This is a genomic window from Streptomyces spinosisporus, from assembly GCF_022698145.1.
GTDB classification, from domain to species: domain Bacteria; phylum Actinomycetota; class Actinomycetes; order Streptomycetales; family Streptomycetaceae; genus Streptomyces; species Streptomyces spinosisporus.
Genome location: NZ_JALDAX010000005.1, coordinates 13,755 through 30,961 on the forward strand (window position 1 = coordinate 13,755; position 17,207 = coordinate 30,961).

Sequence of the window (17,207 nt, forward strand, 5' to 3'; positions counted from 1 at the left end):
CCCAAACTACCCGTACCGGATGTCTGTGCGCCGTGTGGACCCTCAGGAGGCGTTCGCGCCGTAACCTCAGGTCAGGGCAGCATCCAGCTCAGGACCGGAGAGCTCTGGCCCACCACGATCAGGCACATCACCAGCAACAGGCCCACGCTCCACGGCAGCACCTTGCGCAGCAGATCGCCCTCACGTCCCGCAAGGCCCACGGCCGCGCACGCGATGGTGAGGTTCTGCGGCGAGATCATCTTGCCGAGGACGCCGCCCGAACTGTTGGCGGCGGCAAGGAGTTCGGGCGACAGGCCGGACTCGCGCGCGGCGGTCACCTGCAGGGCGCCGAACAGCGCGTTGGCGGAGGTGTCCGAGCCGGAGACGGCCACGCCGAACCAGCCGAGCACCGGCGACAGGAACGCGAGCCCCGCGCCGGCCGCCGCCACGAAGTGGCCGATCGTGCCCGCCTGCCCGGAGAGGTTCATGACGTAGGCGAGCGCCAGCACGGACGTCACGGTCAGGATCGCGAACCTCAGCTCGTGCACGGTCGCGATCCATTCCTTGACCGCCACGCGCGCGTGCATGCCGAGCACGACCGCCGTGATCACGCCGGCGATCAGCACGAGCGTGCCGCCCGTCGACACGATCGGCCAGCTGAAGACATTGCCGCCGACCGGCTTCCCGTCGGGCCCCGCCACGTCCAGGAACGGCCAGTCGTAGCTCTGTGTCGTCTTCGCCAGCCAGTCCTTGACCGCCGGGATCTGCGCGACGGAGAAGACCACGACGATCAGCGCGTACGGGGAGTACGCGCGCAGGACCTCGCGCCGCGGGTCCTCCTCGTCCAGTTCCTCGCTGCGCGTGCCGGTCAGCACGGACGCGCGTACCGACTCGGTGGCGGGCACGCGCGCGTGCGGTACGGCGACCAGTGCGGCCGCGCCCACCAGGGAGGCGCAGATGTCGGCGAGTTGCGCGGAGACGTAGTTGGAGGCGACGAACTGGGCGACACCGAAGGCGACTCCGCACACCAGGGCGGGCACCCAGGTCTCGCGCAGCCCGCGCCGGCCGTCCACGAGAAAGACCAGGATGAGCGGTACGACGAGGGCGAGCAGCGGTGTCTGACGGCCCACCACGGAGGCCACGTCGTCCAGCGGCAGGCCCGACACCTGCGCGAGTGTGACGACCGGTGTGCCCATCGCGCCGAAGGCGACCGGCGCGGTGTTGGCCACCAGGGAGACGACGGCCGCGCGCACCGGGTCGAAGCCGAGGGCGACGAGCATCACCGAGCAGATCGCGACCGGCGCGCCGAAGCCGGCGAGCGCTTCCAGGAGCGCGCCGAAGCAGAAGGCGACCACGAGCGCCTGCACGCGCGGGTCGTCGGACAGCCGCCCGAAGGAGCGGCGCAGGATGTCGAAGTGCCGGGTGCGGACGGTCATCCGGTACACCCACAGGGCGTTGACGACGATCCACATGATCGGGAAGAGGCCGAAGACGGCCCCCTGGACGCCGCTGGAGACCGTCTGGTCGAGCGGCATGCCGTACGCGAGCCAGGCGACCAGAACGGCCGCCAGAAGCCCTGTCAGGCCCGCCAGATGCGCCTTCATGCGCACGCCGCCGAGCAGCACCAGAACGATCAGCAGGGGCAGGGCGGCGACGAGGGCGGACAGGCCGAGTGAATCGGCGACGGGTTCCAGTTCCTGGACGTACACGGGAGCCTCCCCGGATTCCGGCATGCGGAAAGCGATTTCCCGCCGGTACGGAATGGTCGTGTCCGCGACAAGGGGGCGTCAATGCCCGTGCATCACTGAGTGAAAGTTGCACGGAACGCACACGAGAACGGGGTGGACGCCTTGGAACGGCGTCAGTTGTCGGGCGAGCGCAGCACACGGAGGTGTCCGCGCCGCGCGACCTCCATGGGGTCCGCCGAACGTCCTCCGCCGCCGGCGCCCGCGGCGCGCTCCTGGGGACGCGCCGCCTCACGCACCGCGTTCGCAAGCGCTTCCAGGTCGTCGCCGCTCGGGCGGGCCGGGGCCGAGCCGTCCAGCAGCCTGACGACCTCCCAGCCGCGCGGGGCGGTCAGGCGCTCGGAGTGCTCGGCGCACAGGTCGTAGCAGTGGGGTTCGGCGTAGGTGGCGAGCGGGCCGAGGACCGCGGTCGAGTCGGCGTAGACGTACGTCAGCGTCGCGACGGCGGGACGGCCGCAAGCGGTGCGCGAACAGCGACGTACAGGGCTCACGACGTTGGACGGTACCGCACTCTTGAGCGGGCCGCGACGACTCTCCCCCAGGTCACCCCACCGTGTCGTGGTGTGAATCGCCCCACGCCCCTCCTCGGACCCACTCGGCTGACCTGCACGAACGTTCATTCACAGGACGAAGTGCACCCCGCCTTTCGATCAACAATCCATACAAAGACCGTCATTTGCGTCGAGATCGCCGGTCCGGGAGAGATACGAAATCGAGCCCAACCTTGGCCGGAATGGTCATCCTGTGACATGCGGTCCCGAGGGGGCCGGGCCGCCCGGTACACCCGTGTGGAGCGCGGCGTGCGGTCGCGGCGGGGACTACGCTTCGTCAGTGATGGACAACCCCGTACCGCACCGTGTCGCCGGCCCCGGGCCCCGCCGTCGTGATCGCCACGGCCGGGGCATGCGCGGCCCCATCGCGCCACCCCAGGTACCGCTCTCCGCGAGCCGGGCCGACGCGTTCGCGGACCTGGTGCAGGACTCCGTGGAGCGGCTGGAACGGCGGTGGCCGCAGCTCTCCGACATCGATTTCCTCGTCCTCGAGGTGCCGCGTCTGGACGGGCCCGGCCAGGCCTGGAACGACGAGGCGGTGCCCCTGGGCGGCACGATTCCCTCCAGGGAGGGACGGCCGGCCAGGGTGGTCGTGTACCGCCGCCCCGTGGAGATCCGCACGAAGGGCCGCGACGAGCGGGCGGCGCTCGTGCACGAGGTCGTCGTCGAGCAGGTGGCCGAGCTGCTGGGACTGACCCCGGAGACGGTGGATCCGCGCTACGGCGAGGACTGAGCGCGGCCCGTCGTCCCCGCCCGCCGACGCGGCCATTGGCGGCTCCGGCTGCTTGTGCCTACTTCTGCAGCACCGACAGATCCTGGTCCGCCTGCGGCACCGCCACCATCCCGCGGTCGTCCGGCAGGGTCTGGATGGTGAAGCCCGGGACGCCCTCCTCCGTGGCCGCGAGGGTGCGCGAGGCGTAGACCGGGCCACCGGAGAGCGTCTCGACCGTCAGGGCGTAGGTGCCCTTCAGACCGCTCGGGACGGGGGCCTCGATGTCCTGGGTGGTGCCCGCCTTGATCGTGTACGTCTTGGACGCCGCCGTGCCGCCCTCGCTGCCCGCGGAGGCGGTGACCTTGATGCGAGAGGTGCGGGTGGGCGCGGCCACCGACAGGGTCGAGCCCTTGCCGCTGTTGTCGGCGGCCGTCGCGCGCGTGCCGACCGGGCCGGTGGCCGGGATGAACGCCGTCTCCTGCTTGTCGCCCTTGCCCCGCACGACCCGCAGCGCCGCGACGACCGGCACGGAGTCGTCGGTGGGCGTGAGGACCAGGGAGCCCGCCTCGCCGCGCGTGACGGCGCCGAGGTCGACGGCGCTGGTCATGCCCGCCTTCACGTGCAGCGTCTCGTTGCCGGCGGGTGTGATCCGGCCGGACGGCGAGGCGAGCCGAACCTTCAGGTCGGCGTCCGCGTCGCCGGGGGTGAAGGCGATCAGGCGCACGGACGTGGCGTCCTTGGGGATGCCGGGCAGGACGAGGCTGCCCGCCGGGTCCGTGGACGCGGCCAGCCAGTCGCCGCCCAGCTTGTCGTCGAGGGCCTGCACGGCGGCGCCCACACGCCCGCTGCGGACGTTCACGTGCACGGTGAGGTTGGTCTGCTTCTCGTCGGTGAGCGTCGACAGCAGGACCGGGTCGGTGGAGTGCGGGGCGACGGTGATCCCCTCCCCCACCGTCGACTCGATGGTGCCGTCCTTGCCGTAGAGCTCGATGTCCACGACGGCGGCGGAGTCGTCCGGGTTGGTCAGATGGACGTAGTCGGTGCGGCCGGTGTCCGTGCTGGCGCCCGGGAACCAGAACTCCGTGTCCGGCGCCGTGCAGTTGACGCCCTGGAGGCCGCGCCCGGTGCCCGCGGCGACCTCGGTGGTCTCCTGCACCGTCCAGCCGGGAGCGAAGCCGCCCTCGGCCGTGCCGACGAACGCCGGCGTGTCCGAACCGGAGGCGTCGCCCGTGACGGGCTTGCCGGGCGCCTTCGGCGTGAGGACCGGCTTCACGGCCTTGTCCGTGCTGCCGGACTTGCCGGTCTTCTTGTCGTCGGACTCGCCGTCCTTCTTCGCGTCCTTCTTGCCGTCCGACGTGCCGCTGTCGCCGGAACCGTCCTCCGACTCCTCGGAGGCGGACCGCAGTTCGCCCTTGCCCTCGCTCCCCGCGCCCTTCGTGACGGGTGTGTACGAGGTGTACGACGTGTCGGCGAGGTCGGAGGTGCTGGGCACCGGGCAGAGCAGGCTGGTGCGCTCCACCGGCAGTTCGGCGGCCGCCTCGGCGGGGTGCGCGCCGGAGGCGTCCGGCGCGGTCAGCGCGGCGAGGCCCGTGACGGCGACGAGCGCGGTGGCGCCCGCGATCAGGGAGAGGGTGGTGCGGCTCACTGCTGACTCCCATCGGGGCGCTCAGGGGCGTGCGGTTGCTGCTGCGCCGGGTCGTACGCCGGGTCGTAGCCCTGCTGCTGGTACGACGGGTCGTAGGCGCTCTGGTCGTACGTCCCCTGGGGGGCGTTGCCGTAGCCGTACGGGTCGTACTGGCCGCCCTGGTACGGGTCCGCCTGGTACGTCTGGTCGTACGCACCGGTCTGGTACTGCTGCGCGCCCTGGTACTGCTCGTCGTAGCCGTTGTACTGGGCTCCCGCGTAACTCGCCTGTTCCCACTCGTCGTAGGACTGCTGCTGCGGGACGGCGGCCGGTGCCTCCTCCGCAGGAGGAGGCGGGAAGTCCTCGGCGGGGGCGGTCTCCTCGGCCTCGGCCTGGGCGCGCAGCCGGCGGGCCCGGCGGCCCTCGCCGGCCATGGCCTGGGCGGGGACGACCGGCTCCTCGGGGAGGTCGTCGTCGATGTGGCGGCGCCGGCCGGGAAGGGCCATCACGACCAGGACGACGGCGAGGAAGCCCTGCAGCCACAGCCATGCGGTGTGGGTGAACGGGTCGTCGTAGGTGACGTCCAGCGTGCCGCCGGAGGTGGGTAGTTCGAAGCCCTGGGCCCAGCCGTCGACCGTCGTGCGGGTGAGCGGCCGGCCGTCGAGCGTGGCCGTCCAGCCGTCCGCGGCGGTGTCGGCCAGGCGCAGGACGCGGCCGTCCGGACCGGCCGGGACCGTGGTGTGGATCTCGACGGGTCCGGCGGCGACCGGCACCGCCGTACCGGAACCGGAGGCGGGCACGATGGTGGCGCGCGCGACCTCCTGGTCGACCCGCCACAGCGCGCTGCCGCCCTGCTGGCTCAGCCGGGAGAGGCCCGGGGTGGCGTCCAGCACGCGCGTGACCTCGCGGGGCGCGCCCTTGTGGACCAGGACGTAGCGGACGGCGAACTTGCCCAGCTGGTCGGCCTGGTCGGCGCCGGAGCCGGCGACGAGGTTGGCGACGACCTTGTCGAGCCTGGCGTTCTCGCCGTCGGCCGCCGCGTCCTCGGCGTCGCCGAGACGGGCGCCGGAGCCGCGCACCAGTGAGTAGCCGACGCGGGCCGTGGAGTCGCTGTCGAGCACGAGCGTGCGGGCCTGGTCACGGGTGCCGCTCTCCTCGGCGACGAACGCGGGCACCTGCACGGGGTCCTGCCGCTCGACCGGCCCGTCGGCGCCGCGGATCATCCAGCCGACGGCGATGACCAGAGGGCCGACGACCGCGGCGAAGGCGATCAGCGCGGCCACCGGCTGGCGCCAGCCGAAGCTCTGCTCGGCCACGCGCGTGCGTGCGCCGTCGGCACCGAGGACGGCGGCGGCCAGCAGCGCGAGGCCGTAGACGAGGGTTGCCGGGCCCGCCCAGGTCGACTGGTTGGACAGGACCGCGAAGACGAGGCCCACCAGGGCGACCGCCCAGGCGGCCCAGATGCCGAACTGGCGCTCCGAGCGCAGCAGGGCGGCCAGTGCGGCCAGGACGATGCCGATGAGCATCACTCCGCTGACCGTGCCGGGGCCTCCGGGGCTGACGCCGAGCAGGTCGAGGGCGGAGGCGGCCGACGAGCCGTACTCCAGCCCGGCCTCCTTGAAGAAGCCGAACGGGAGCAGCGACAGCGACCAGGGCGCGAGGACCAGCAGCGGGGTGCCGAACTGGGCCAGCAGGCGCAGGCCGTGGGCGGTGAGGTCGTCGCGGCGCAGCACCAGCAGCGCGATGCCGAGGATCAGCGCGATCGGCCACACGATCGGCGTGAACGCCGTGGCGACCGTCAGCAGCAGTGCGTACGCCCAGGTGGCGCGCCAACTGCCGCGCGCTCCCTGGGCGTTCGTCAATCCGCCGGCCGCGACGCCCGCGCGTGCCATGAGCGGCAGCAGGACGGCCAGGACCGCCGTGCCGATGCGGCCGCCCGCGAGGGCGCCCGTGGCGGCGGGCAGGAAGGCGTAGACGACGGCCGCCCACGCGCGCAGCAGGCGCGACTCGACGAGCGGGCGGGAGGCGAAGTACGCGGTGACGCCTGCCAGCGGCACGGAGCCCACGAGCAGGACCGTGACCGCGAACCCGGTCGAGCCGAACAGCACGGAGGACAGCAATGCCACGATCGCCAGATACGGCGGCGCGGAGGGGGTGCCGCCGGCGCCGACGGCGTGCCAGGCGTCGCCGTAGCGCGACCACAGGTCACCGGCGTCGGCCGGGGCGGGCAGCAGGGCGCCGCCCGCGAGCGCGCCTCCGCCGAACAGTTGCCTGCAGGCGACCAGTGAGACGAACAGCAGCACCAGGAAGAGCATCGGGCCGGGCTTGCGGCCGATGCGCTTGAGGCGGGCGAACTGCTCGATCTCCAGGAAGTCGGCGTCGTCGCCGCCGGGCCCGGACTCGACCGCGCCGCCGTGCCGTCCGGCTCCGGTGGTCACCTCGGGGTCGGAGCGGCCGACGAGGTTGCCCGCGACCTGCTCGACGGTGGCCCGCACGGTCGCTCCCGGCGGCGGGAACAGGGCGCGCAGCTCGTCCTTGTCGATCTGGGGGCGGCCGCGCATGCGCCGCCCTGCGATGATCCGCTCGGGCCGCAGCAGGGTGCTCAGCAGGCCGCGGATCTCGTCGACGGCCTGCCCCGGGACCTTGCCGACGAGGTAGGCGAGGGTGCGCAGGAGCGTGCCGACCACCAGGCGCAACAGCACCCAGGGCAGCGCGGCCGTACGCGTGTTGACCAGGAGGGTGTGGACGGCGCCGGCCTTGTCGACCTTGTGCGGGGAGGCGGCGGTGCGGCCGACGCAGTCGACGGTGCGGCGCTCGCGGGAGGCGGCCTCCGCGTGCCGCACGACCGCGTCCGGGGCGATCAGGACGCGATGGCCGGCGGCGTGGGCGCGCCAGCACAGGTCGACGTCGTCACGCATCAGGGGCAGCCGGCGGTCGAAGCCACCGAGCTGTTCGAAGACGTCGCGGCGGATCAGCATGCCGGCGGTGGACACCGACAGCACGGTCCGGACGTGGTCGTGCTGTCCCTGGTCCTGCTCCCGGCGGTCCAGACCCGTCCAGCGGCGGCCGGAGTTGGCGATGGAGACGCCGACCTCCAGGAGCTGGCGGCGGTCGTACCAGCCGCGGAGCTTGGGGCCGACGACGGCCACGTCGTCGCGGCCGAGCTCCATCTCGTTGTCCACGACGCGCAGCAGCTGGGCCAGTGCGTCGGGTTCGGGGGCGCAGTCGTCGTGCAGCAGCCAGAGCCACTGGACCGGCTCGCCGTACGGCAGTTCCGGCAGGTCGTAGGCGTCGTCGCGCCAGGTGCGCGTGACCGGGTCCCAGCCGCTCGGCCGCTTCAGGTAGGGCAGCTCCTCGGGCGTCAGGACGGGGGCGGTGCGGGCCGCCTCCTCGACGGCCTGGCCGAAGCCGGTGCGCCGGGCAAGGTGCAGGACGCGGTCGGCGCCGAGGGCGTCGGTGACCAGCCGGGCGGAGTCGTCCGCACTGCCGGTGTCGGCCGCCATCGCGGCCTGGACGGGACGCTCCTGGCCGAGCAGCCCGGCGAGCGCGTCGGGCAGCCAGCGGGCGCCGTCATGGGAGACGATCACCGCCGTCACCACGTGACGCGGAAACTCTGGTGCGGCAGCGAGGCCTTGCTGGGCTGCCGAGTGGCTGTGCACGGACATCGAGGTACGGGCCCCGGTTCGATGGACTGCGGTGGACACCTGTGCCCCCTGGGGGCAGCGAGGCGTCTCGGACGAGCGCCCACACTATCGGCTGGGCATGACGGCGGCCCGCCGCCTGTGGATAACCCACCTGCGACGGGCCGTTCGGATCGAATCGGATCGAATATGCGGTTCAGTCGGATACGTGGCTCAGACGGCGGCCTTTTTCAGACGCCGTCGCTCCCGCTCGGACAGACCGCCCCAGATGCCGAATCGCTCGTCGTTGGCGAGGGCGTACTCGAGGCACTCGGAGCGGACTTCACAGGCGAGACAGACCTTCTTGGCCTCCCGGGTGGAGCCGCCCTTCTCGGGGAAGAAGGACTCGGGGTCGGTCTGGGCGCACAGCGCGCGCTCCTGCCAGCCGAGTTCCTCGTCCGCGTCGTCGACCAGCAGTTGCTGCACCAGCTCGGTCATGTGCGCCCCTCGTCTGTCTTTCGCGTCCCCGTGATGTAGCCGTTACCGTTCCCGGCTGAACGACACGAGTGAAATTACAAGTGTGCTGCTCCGGGCGAGTCAAGCCGAGATCTGCTATTGGGCCCCTTATTCACTCTGCGGAACCAAGGCCATGCGGAAAGTGTTCAAATCGGCATAAACCTTGACACGCAGACAGGGCCCGGAAGGGCCTCCGGCTCCGCGCAGAGCCTGTACGGGGAAGGACGCCCGTAGATCCGATCTCGTTCCACGCGCCCTCATTGCAAACCGGATCACGGTCGGATCACGGGATCGCAACGAGGCTTGTGCGCCCGGTTGTGCGCCATGTGTCCCGGGTGGCGGGTGCACAAACCTTTCGCCTTGCAGATGAACCGGATGAGGTGAACCAGGTCCCACATTCCGGGCGCCGAGTTGACAGTGAAGGTGTGACCCGGTGTTCTTGTGGGCATGCTCGCGAACTTGGCACTCACCTCGACCCGCACGACCGGGTCCCTCGGTGCTGCCCGCGCTCGCTGTAGCTGTTGTTGCTGTTCCAGCTGTTGAGCCGAGCCCGCTCCGGCTGCCTCTGAGTCCGTCCCGACTCGGCTGCTGTTCCCTTTCCCGACGCCCGCGCAGGGCATCCGCTGCGCCCGCTGCCGCGGGCGGACGAACCGCGACCCCAGCCAGCCCCACTCTTCGCCGAGGAACCACCGCACCCCATGAACAGCGACAACGACCTCCAGATCGCCGGCGACATCCTCGAAGTCCTGCACCTTCTCCAGCCCCCGCGCGAGCACCCGGCCACCGTCGCCGAGTTCGCGGGCCTCGCGCGCTCCGTCGCCGCCGACCGCGCGCAGTGGGAGCACCTCGTGGAGTACGACGCCACGACGCGCTGGTACCACCGGCTGCGCACCGGGCCCGGCTACGAGGTGTGGCTGCTGTCCTGGGTGCCCGGACAGGGCAGCGGACCGCACGACCACGGCCGCTCCTCCGGCGTGCTGACTGTCCTGGAGGGCACACTGACCGAGCGGACCGGGCGCGGCACGCGCGCGTTGCGAGCGGGCGCGCAGAGGGTGTTCGCGCCGGGGTACGTGCACGAGGTGGTCAACGACGCGCTGGAGCCGGCGGTCAGTCTGCACATCTACTACCCCGGGCTCACGCAGATGCCGATGCACTCCGCGTGCACGGCCGCCGAGGGGGCGCACGACGAGGTCGGCGCGGCAACCGCCTGACGCGTTGTCGTACCCGCCTGCAAGACTTGCCCCATGCGCATTGTGGTTCTGGCAGGCGGCATCGGTGGTGCCCGGTTCCTGCGCGGTCTGAAGCAGGCCGCGCCGGACACGGACATCACCGTCATCGGCAACACCGGGGACGACATCCACCTCTTCGGGCTGAAGGTCTGCCCGGACCTCGACACGGTGATGTACACGCTCGGCGGAGGCATCAACGAGGAGCAGGGCTGGGGGCGGGCCGAGGAGACCTTCCACCTCAAGGAGGAGCTCGCGGCCTACGGCGTGGGGCCGGAGTGGTTCGGCCTCGGCGACCGGGACTTCGCCACGCACATCGTGCGGACGCAGATGATCGGCGCCGGCTATCCGCTCAGCGCGGTGACGGAGGCGCTGTGCGACCGGTGGCAGCCGGGCGTGCGGCTGATCCCCATGACGGACGACCGGGTCGAGACGCATGTGGCCGTCGAGGTCGACGGCGAGCGCAAGGCGGTGCACTTCCAGGAGTACTGGGTGCGGCTGCGCGCCTCGGTGCCGGCCGAGGCGGTCCTGCCCGTCGGGGCCGACCAGGCGAAGCCGGCGCCGGGTGTGCTGGAGGCGATCGCGGAGGCGGACCTCGTGCTGTTCCCGCCGTCGAACCCGGTCGTGTCCATCGGCACGATCCTCGCCGTGCCCGGCATCCGCGAGGCGATCGCCGACGCCGGTGTGCCGGTCGTCGGCCTCTCCCCCATCGTCGGGGACGCGCCCGTGCGCGGGATGGCCGACAAGGTGCTCGCGGCGGTCGGCGTGGAGTCGACGGCCGCGGCGGTGGCCGAGCACTACGGCTCGGGGCTGCTCGACGGCTGGCTCGTCGACACCGTGGACGCGTCCGTGGTGGAGCGGGTCGAGAGCGCCGGGATCCGCTGCCGGGCCGTCCCTCTGATGATGACCGACCTCGACGCGACCACCCGGATGGCACAGGAGGCGCTGACGCTGGCGCAGGAGGTGCGGGCGTCTTGAGCGACAGCACTTCCCGGGGCGCCGACGACGCCCGCGACACGTCCGGTTACCGCGTCTGGGCCGTGCCCGGACTGCCCGAGGTCGCACCCGGCGACGACGTGGCCAAGCTGATCGCCGCCGCCGAGCCCGCCCTGGCCGACGGGGACGTCGTGCTCGTCACGTCGAAGATCGTGTCCAAGGCGGAGGGGCGGATCGTCGCGGCCGACGACCGGGAGGCCGCGATCGACGCGGAGACGGTGCGGGTCGTGGCGCGGCGCGGGACGCTGCGGATCGTCGAGAACCGTCAGGGGCTGGTGATGGCGGCGGCCGGCGTCGACGCCTCCAACACCCCTTCCGGCACCGTGCTGTTGCTGCCCGTGGACCCGGACGCCTCGGCCCGGGCGATCCGGGACGGACTGCGCGACGCCCTCGGTGTCGAGGTCGGCGTCGTGGTCACCGACACCTTCGGGCGCCCCTGGCGCTCGGGGCTCACGGATGTCGCGATCGGTGCCGCCGGTGTGCGGGTGCTCGACGATCTGCGCGGCGGCACGGACGCGCACGGCAATCCGCTCAGCGCGACGGTCGTGGCGACGGCGGACGAGCTGGCCGCGGCCGGCGACCTGGTCAAGGGCAAGGCCGCCGGACTGCCGGTCGCCGTGGTGCGCGGGCTGGCGCACGTGGTGGGCGGGGACGACGGGGAGGGGGCGCGGGCCATGGTGCGCGGCGGACGGGACGACATGTTCCGCCTCGGGACGTCCGAGGCCGTGCGTACGGCGGTGACACAGCGCCGCACGGTGCGGGCCTTCACCGGCGAGCCGGTCGACCCCGGTGCCGTGCGGCGGGCGGTCGCCGCGGCCGTGACGGCTCCGGCACCGCACCACACCACACCGTGGCGGTTCGTGCTGCTGGAGTCCGAAGAGGCCAGGACCGCGCTGCTGGACGCCATGCGCGACGCCTGGATCGCCGATCTGCGCCGGGACGGCAAGAGCGAGGAGTCCATCGCCAAGCGGGTGCGCCGCGGCGACGTCCTGCGCAACGCGCCGTATCTGGTGGTGCCGTGTCTCGTCATGGACGGCTCGCACACGTACGGGGACGCGCGGCGGGACGCCGCCGAGCGGGAGATGTTCGTGGTCGCCGCGGGCGCCGGCGTGCAGAACTTCCTGGTCGCCCTGGCCGGGGAGCGGCTGGGGTCCGCGTGGGTGTCGTCCACGATGTTCTGCCGCGACGTCGTGCGCGAGGTGCTGGGGCTGCCCGAGGACTGGGATCCGATGGGGGCCGTGGCGGTCGGGCATCCGGCCGAGGAACCGCGGCCCAGGCCCGAGCGGGACGCGGGGAGCTTCATAGAGGTGCGGTGAGGCACGCGCGTGTGCGCCTAATCTCGTAGGGCCCTCCCTGTGCCCCACAGGGTTCCTCTCGTCTCCTGGGACTTCACTCATGGCAGGACGGTTCGCTCCGCGGCCCACCCGTACGACCGTGCGCGGTGGGCATGTCGGCGTGCCTGCGGGCGGTGCGGTGCCGCGGCAGAGCGCGGCGCCGGGGCGGGTGCGGACGGTGGTGCCCGAGGGGCCGCTCGACCTCGGGCTGGTGCTGGGGCCGCTGCGGCGCGGGCCGGGCGATCCGACGTTCCGGGCGACGCCCGACGGGTCGGTGTGGCGGGCGAGCCTGACCCCGGCGGGGCCGGGGACGCTGCGGGTCTGCGCGAAGGGCTCGGTCGTACGGGGCGAGGCCTGGGGCCCGGGGGCCGAGTGGCTGCTGGAGCAGCTGCCCGACCTGCTCGGGGCCGCGGACGAACCGGACGCCTTCGCGCCCCGGCACCAGCTGGTGGCGCTCGCACGGCACCGGCGGCCCGGGCTGCGGCTGACGCGCACCGGGCTGGTGCTGGAGTCGCTGATCCCCTCGGTCCTGGAGCAGAAGGTCACGACGCTGGAGGCGTACCAGGCGTGGCGGCTGCTCGTGCGCAAGTACGGCGAGCCGGCGCCGGGGCCCGCGGCGGGCGGGCGGCTGTGGGTGATGCCGGCCCCGCGGACCTGGGCGCTGATCCCCTCGTGGGAGTGGCACCGGGCCGGCGTCGACAACAAGCGGGCCTCGACCATCCTGCGGGCCGTGCGGGTCGCCGCGCGGCTGGAGGAGGCGGCCCGGATGGAACCGGCGGCCGCGCAGGCGCGGTTGGAGCTCGTGCCGGGGATCGGCCCGTGGACGTCCGCGGAGACCGTGCAGCGCAGCCATGGCGCGCCGGACGCCGTGACCGTCGGGGATCTGCATCTGCCGGGCATCGTGGGGTGGGCGCTCGCCGGGGACCGGGACGCGGACGACGACGTGATGCTGGAGCTGCTGGAGCCGTATGCCGGGCAGCGGCATCGCGCGGCCCGGCTCATCCTGCTCAGCGGCCGCACCCCACCGCGGCGGGCACCGCGGATGCCGAAGGGCGACATCGGCCGCCTCTGACGCCGCGCACCGGCTGTTACGTTGAATGCCGTTCTGTTCGACATCTCTGTGGGGGAACCATGTCAGGCAGTGCCGGCGACGAGCTGTACGAGATCCTGGACGACCGCTTCCGTACGGGGCGGTGCACGAACGGCGACAGCCGGCTCGAGGTGTTGTACGACGGCTGCCGCTGGGCCGAGGGTCCGCTGTATCTGCCCGCCTGGCGTCAGCTGGTCTGGAGCGACATCCCGAACGACCGCCTGCTGCGCTGGGACGAGGCCACGGGCGCCGTCTCCGTCTTCCGCACCCCGGCCGGTCACGTCAACGGCAACACGCTCGACCGGCAGGGCCGTCTGGTCAGCTGCGAACAGGGCAACCGCCGCGTCACCCGCACCGAGCCCGACGGTTCGCTCACCGTCCTCGCCGACCGCTACGACGGCAAGCGCCTCAACAGCCCGAACGACTCCGTCGTACGCTCCGACGGCACAATCTGGTTCTCCGACCCGGACTTCGGCATCGTCACCGACTACGAGGGCCATCGCGCGCCGTCGGAGATCGGCGCGTGCAACGTGTACCGGATCGACCCGGTCAGCGGGCGGGTGCACCTCGCCGCCGACGGGTTCGAGGGGCCCAACGGCGTCATCCTCTCCCCGGACGAACGGCAGTTGTACGTCTCCGACAGCCGGGCCGCCCGGATCCGCGTCTTCGACGTCGGCGACGACGGCACGCTGTCCGGCGGGAAGGTCTTCGCCTCGGCCGCGGACGGCGTCCACTACGACAACATCCGCTTCGACGACGAGGGCCGGCTGTGGGCCGCCGCACTCGCCGACGGGGTGCACTGCTACGACCCCGACGGCACCCTCATCGGCCGGCTCCGGGTGCCCGAACCGGTCTCCAACATCGCCTTCGGCGGCCCGAAGAACAACCGACTGTTCATCACGGCCACCACCTCGCTGTACTCGCTGGTGATGTCGGTGACGGGGGCGCCGCGCGTGTGAGACCCGGGCGGGGCGCCCCCTGAAGCGCGCCTACTGGTCCGACGAGAAGCGCACCGAGCCCGCCGGGATCCGGGCGTCGCACCACACCCGTACGCCGTCGCGCAGTTCGTTGTCGGCCCCGACGACCGCGCCGTCGCCGATGACCGTGCCGGTCAGCACGGACCGCTCGCCCACGCGGGCGCGGGTGCCGATGAGGGAGTCGGTGATGACGGCGCCCGGTTCGATGACGGCGCCGGGCAGGATCGTGGAGCCGAAGACCCGGGCGCCCTCCGCCACGAACGCGCCCTCGCCCACCACCGTGCCGCCCGTGAGCTTGGCGTCGGGGGCGACCTGCGCCGTCGGCAGGATCAGCCGGTCGCCGCAGCGGCCGGGCACGGCGGGGGACGGGGCGCGACCGAGCACGAGGTCGGCGGAGCCGCGCACGAAGGCCGCCGGGGTGCCGAGGTCCAGCCAGTACGTCGAGTCGACCATGCCCTGCAGATGGGCGCCGGCCGCGAGCAGACCGGGGAAGGTCTCCCGCTCCACCGAGACCGGCCGGCCCACCGGGATCGCGTCGATGACCGAGCGGCGGAAGACGTACGCGCCCGCGTTGATCTGGTCGGTGACGATCTCCTCGGGGGTCTGCGGCTTCTCCAGGAAGGCGAGGACGCGGCCCGTCTCGTCGGTGGGGACCAGGCCGTAGGCGCGCGGGTCGGTGACCTTGGTCAGGTGCAGGGAGACGTCGGCGCCGCTCTTGTCGTGGGTGTCGACCAGGGCGCGGATGTTCAGCCCGGTCAGGATGTCGCCGTTGAAGATCAGGACCGGTTCGTCGGGGCCCGAGTGCAGCCGGGAGGCGACGTTGCGGATGGCGCCGCCGGTGCCGAGGGGCTCCTCCTCGGTGACGTACTCGAGGTGGAGGCCGAGGGACGAGCCGTCGCCGAAGTAGGGCTCGAAGACCTCGGCCAGATAGGACGTGGCCAGGACGATGTGCTCCACGCCCGCGGCTCTGGCTCTCGCCAGCTGGTGTGTGAGGAACGGGACGCCGGCCGCCCGGACCATGGGCTTCGGCGTGTGGACCGTGAGGGGCCGCAGCCGGGTGCCCTTGCCGCCGACCAGGAGGATCGCTTCTGTCACCTGTCGTCTCTGCTTCCTGCCGGGACCGGCCGAACTGTCTTTCGGCCGGCCAGTGTATGCAGATCGTTGTGCGGCGCCTTCGACGGCCGTGCGGTGTGGTGCGGTTCCACCCGGGGTCCCCCGATGGCGTGAATGCGTCCTCCGTCCGGCCCCTTTCTTTCGCCCGGTGCGGCCCTAACGGCCTTGGTAGCGGGCCGCGGTGGAGCGGGCCGTGCCGAGTTTGCGGTAGAGCTGCGTGCCCGGGCACGCCGTGGCATAGCCGTCACGGTGGCCGGAGATCACATTCAGACGTACGTTCTTTCCCTTTCGGTAGAGATTGCCACCCCCCGACTTCAGATATGTCTTTCCACGCGGATTCGCACCGTAGAGGCCGAGTTTCCAGGCGGTGAGCCGTGAGATGGCCCGCAGTGCGGCGGCGGGCGGCTTGTGGGAGCCGAAGCTGCCGAGGACGGCGACGCCCATGCTGTTGGTGTTGAAGCCGAGGGTGTGGGCGCCGAGGACCGCCTTCGCCACTCCCCCGGCGCGCCCCTCGTAGATGGTGCCGCACTTGTCGATGAGGAAGTTGTAGCCGATGTCGCGCCAGCCCATGCTCTTGACGTGGTAGCGGTAGATACCGCGGATGACGGAGGGGGCCTGCGAGCAGCGGTATCCGTTGCCGGACGAGGTGTGGTGGACGAACGCCGCCTTGACCTTCTTGGTGTAGACGAAGCCCTTCTCGCGCAGCTTCTCGTTCGCGCCCCAGCCGCGGCGCGTGACGATGCGGGGCCGCGGTCCGATGTGCGGCTTCGCCCGCTGACTTGCCGTCAGTTCGATGCCGGACAGGGTCCGTAGCTCCCGTTCGGTGGCGCTGCGGCTGAGCGCGGGGATCTCGGTGGCGCCGAGCGGGACGAGGGCCGCGTTGGCGGCGGTGGCGGCCAGGGCCTCGGCCGACTCGGTGCCGAGGGCGCCGGTGCGCGGGGCGCCGGCCGGCATGCCGTGCGGCGTGGCGGGCGACCCGCTCCCTGCCGCTGACTCCTCGCCGGGGTCCACGAGTTCCAGACGCAGGCCCGAGGGGAGGGCGGCGCCGGGTACGACGGCGCGCGTGTTCGGGGCGGCGCCCTCGGTGCGGGGAGGCTCCTCGGCCCGGACCCGGACCTCCACCCCGTCCGAGTCGCCGACCCACAGCGGTGCGGTGGAGCCGTGCACACGGCCCGAGGTGCGCTCGGCGGTGGCGGGGTCGGCCGCGTCGTCGTTGTCCGTCTCCAGGTTCTGCCAGCCGGACCAGACGCCCGTGTCGGTGGCGCGGGTGCGGACCTGGACGCGTCCGTGCAGTTCGGTGCCCGGGTCGTCCCAGATGACCCCGACCATCGAGAAGTGCCGTACGTCCCGCCGGGTCAGGCCCACTTCACCGGCGGGCCGGGAGTCCACGGCGCGGTCGCGGGCGGGCGGGGCGACGTGGACGAGGGGGACGAGGGGCAGCGAGTGGGTGCTGCCGGGGAGGTCGGACCCGGCGTCCGGGACCGAGCCGGCGGCGCCGGCGGCTCCGGCGGCGGGCGCCTTTGACGCCGCTGCGGCGGGCAGGGTCAACGGAAGGGCGAGGGCGCCCGCGCAGGCGACGCCGACCGAGGCGGCGATCGAGGAAGCAAGGAGTCGACGCATGCTGCCGATCCTGGACATAGTCAGACATATCTGCCCATCCGGGAACTGACGGACCGTCGGCTGGCGTTCCTCCGAACCGGTGGCCCCGCCGCAGCGTGCGCGAG

General features: G+C 72.6%; 13 protein-coding genes. 6 read left to right on the forward strand and 7 right to left on the reverse strand.

The window, feature by feature from the left end; genetic code table 11:
* Window positions 1-71 precede the first annotated feature (71 nt).
* Complete coding sequence (locus MQN93_RS14615; RefSeq protein WP_242709819.1) at window positions 72-1,688, reverse strand: L-lactate permease; 1,617 nt, start codon at window positions 1,686-1,688, stop codon at window positions 72-74.
* Between the two features lie 152 nt (window positions 1,689-1,840).
* On the reverse strand, window positions 1,841-2,266 hold the full coding sequence (locus MQN93_RS14620) for a DUF3499 domain-containing protein (RefSeq protein WP_078516722.1): 426 nt from the start codon (window positions 2,264-2,266) through the stop codon (window positions 1,841-1,843).
* Window positions 2,267-2,558: 292 nt separating this feature from the next.
* Between MQN93_RS14620 and MQN93_RS14625 the strand changes: the two genes are divergently transcribed.
* Window positions 2,559-3,008, forward strand: coding sequence for a metallopeptidase family protein (locus tag MQN93_RS14625; RefSeq protein WP_106964533.1), 450 nt, complete (start codon window positions 2,559-2,561; stop codon window positions 3,006-3,008).
* Between the two features lie 58 nt (window positions 3,009-3,066).
* On the opposite strand, the gene MQN93_RS14630 is transcribed toward MQN93_RS14625, so the two are convergent.
* From MQN93_RS14630 to MQN93_RS14640, 3 genes are all read right to left on the reverse strand, one after another.
* Complete coding sequence (locus MQN93_RS14630; protein ID WP_242709820.1) at window positions 3,067-4,632, reverse strand: DUF5719 family protein; 1,566 nt, start codon at window positions 4,630-4,632, stop codon at window positions 3,067-3,069.
* Window positions 4,629-8,276 carry a glycosyltransferase gene (locus MQN93_RS14635; protein ID WP_242709821.1) on the reverse strand — a complete coding sequence of 1,216 codons (3,648 nt, stop codon included), beginning with the start codon at window positions 8,274-8,276 and terminating at the stop codon, window positions 4,629-4,631. Before MQN93_RS14635 ends, MQN93_RS14630 begins: the two co-directional genes overlap by 4 nt.
* Before the next feature lie 189 nt (window positions 8,277-8,465).
* Window positions 8,466-8,729: a WhiB family transcriptional regulator gene (locus MQN93_RS14640; protein WP_003975777.1), complete on the reverse strand. Its 264-nt coding sequence runs from the start codon at window positions 8,727-8,729 to the stop codon at window positions 8,466-8,468.
* Between the two features lie 716 nt (window positions 8,730-9,445).
* On the opposite strand from MQN93_RS14640, the gene MQN93_RS14645 reads away from it, so the two are divergent.
* The 5 genes from MQN93_RS14645 (at window position 9,446) to MQN93_RS14665 (ending at window position 14,352) form a co-directional block, all read left to right on the forward strand.
* Complete coding sequence (locus MQN93_RS14645; RefSeq protein WP_242709822.1) at window positions 9,446-9,958, forward strand: cysteine dioxygenase; 513 nt, start codon at window positions 9,446-9,448, stop codon at window positions 9,956-9,958.
* 33 nt (window positions 9,959-9,991) lie between these two features.
* Complete coding sequence (gene cofD / locus MQN93_RS14650; protein ID WP_242709823.1) at window positions 9,992-10,951, forward strand: 2-phospho-L-lactate transferase; 960 nt, start codon at window positions 9,992-9,994, stop codon at window positions 10,949-10,951.
* Window positions 10,948-12,285: a coenzyme F420-0:L-glutamate ligase gene (locus MQN93_RS14655; protein ID WP_242709824.1), complete on the forward strand. Its 1,338-nt coding sequence runs from the start codon at window positions 10,948-10,950 to the stop codon at window positions 12,283-12,285. Before cofD ends, MQN93_RS14655 begins: the two co-directional genes overlap by 4 nt.
* A 79-nt stretch (window positions 12,286-12,364) precedes the next feature.
* A complete protein-coding gene (locus MQN93_RS14660; protein WP_242709825.1) occupies window positions 12,365-13,375 on the forward strand; it encodes a DNA-3-methyladenine glycosylase family protein in 1,011 nt (336 codons plus the stop codon).
* 59 nt (window positions 13,376-13,434) lie between these two features.
* Entirely contained in the window at window positions 13,435-14,352 is a 918-nt protein-coding gene (locus tag MQN93_RS14665; protein ID WP_242709826.1) for an SMP-30/gluconolactonase/LRE family protein, read from the forward strand.
* Between the two features lie 30 nt (window positions 14,353-14,382).
* On the opposite strand, the gene manB is transcribed toward MQN93_RS14665, so the two are convergent.
* Together manB and MQN93_RS14675 are read right to left on the reverse strand one after the other, a co-directional pair.
* Window positions 14,383-15,465 (reverse strand): mannose-1-phosphate guanylyltransferase, encoded by a 1,083-nt coding sequence (manB, locus tag MQN93_RS14670; protein WP_242709827.1) that lies wholly within the window; start codon window positions 15,463-15,465, stop codon window positions 14,383-14,385.
* Window positions 15,466-15,639: 174 nt separating this feature from the next.
* Window positions 15,640-17,103, reverse strand: coding sequence for a peptidoglycan recognition protein family protein (locus tag MQN93_RS14675; RefSeq protein WP_242709828.1), 1,464 nt, complete (start codon window positions 17,101-17,103; stop codon window positions 15,640-15,642).
* Window positions 17,104-17,207 lie beyond the last annotated feature (104 nt).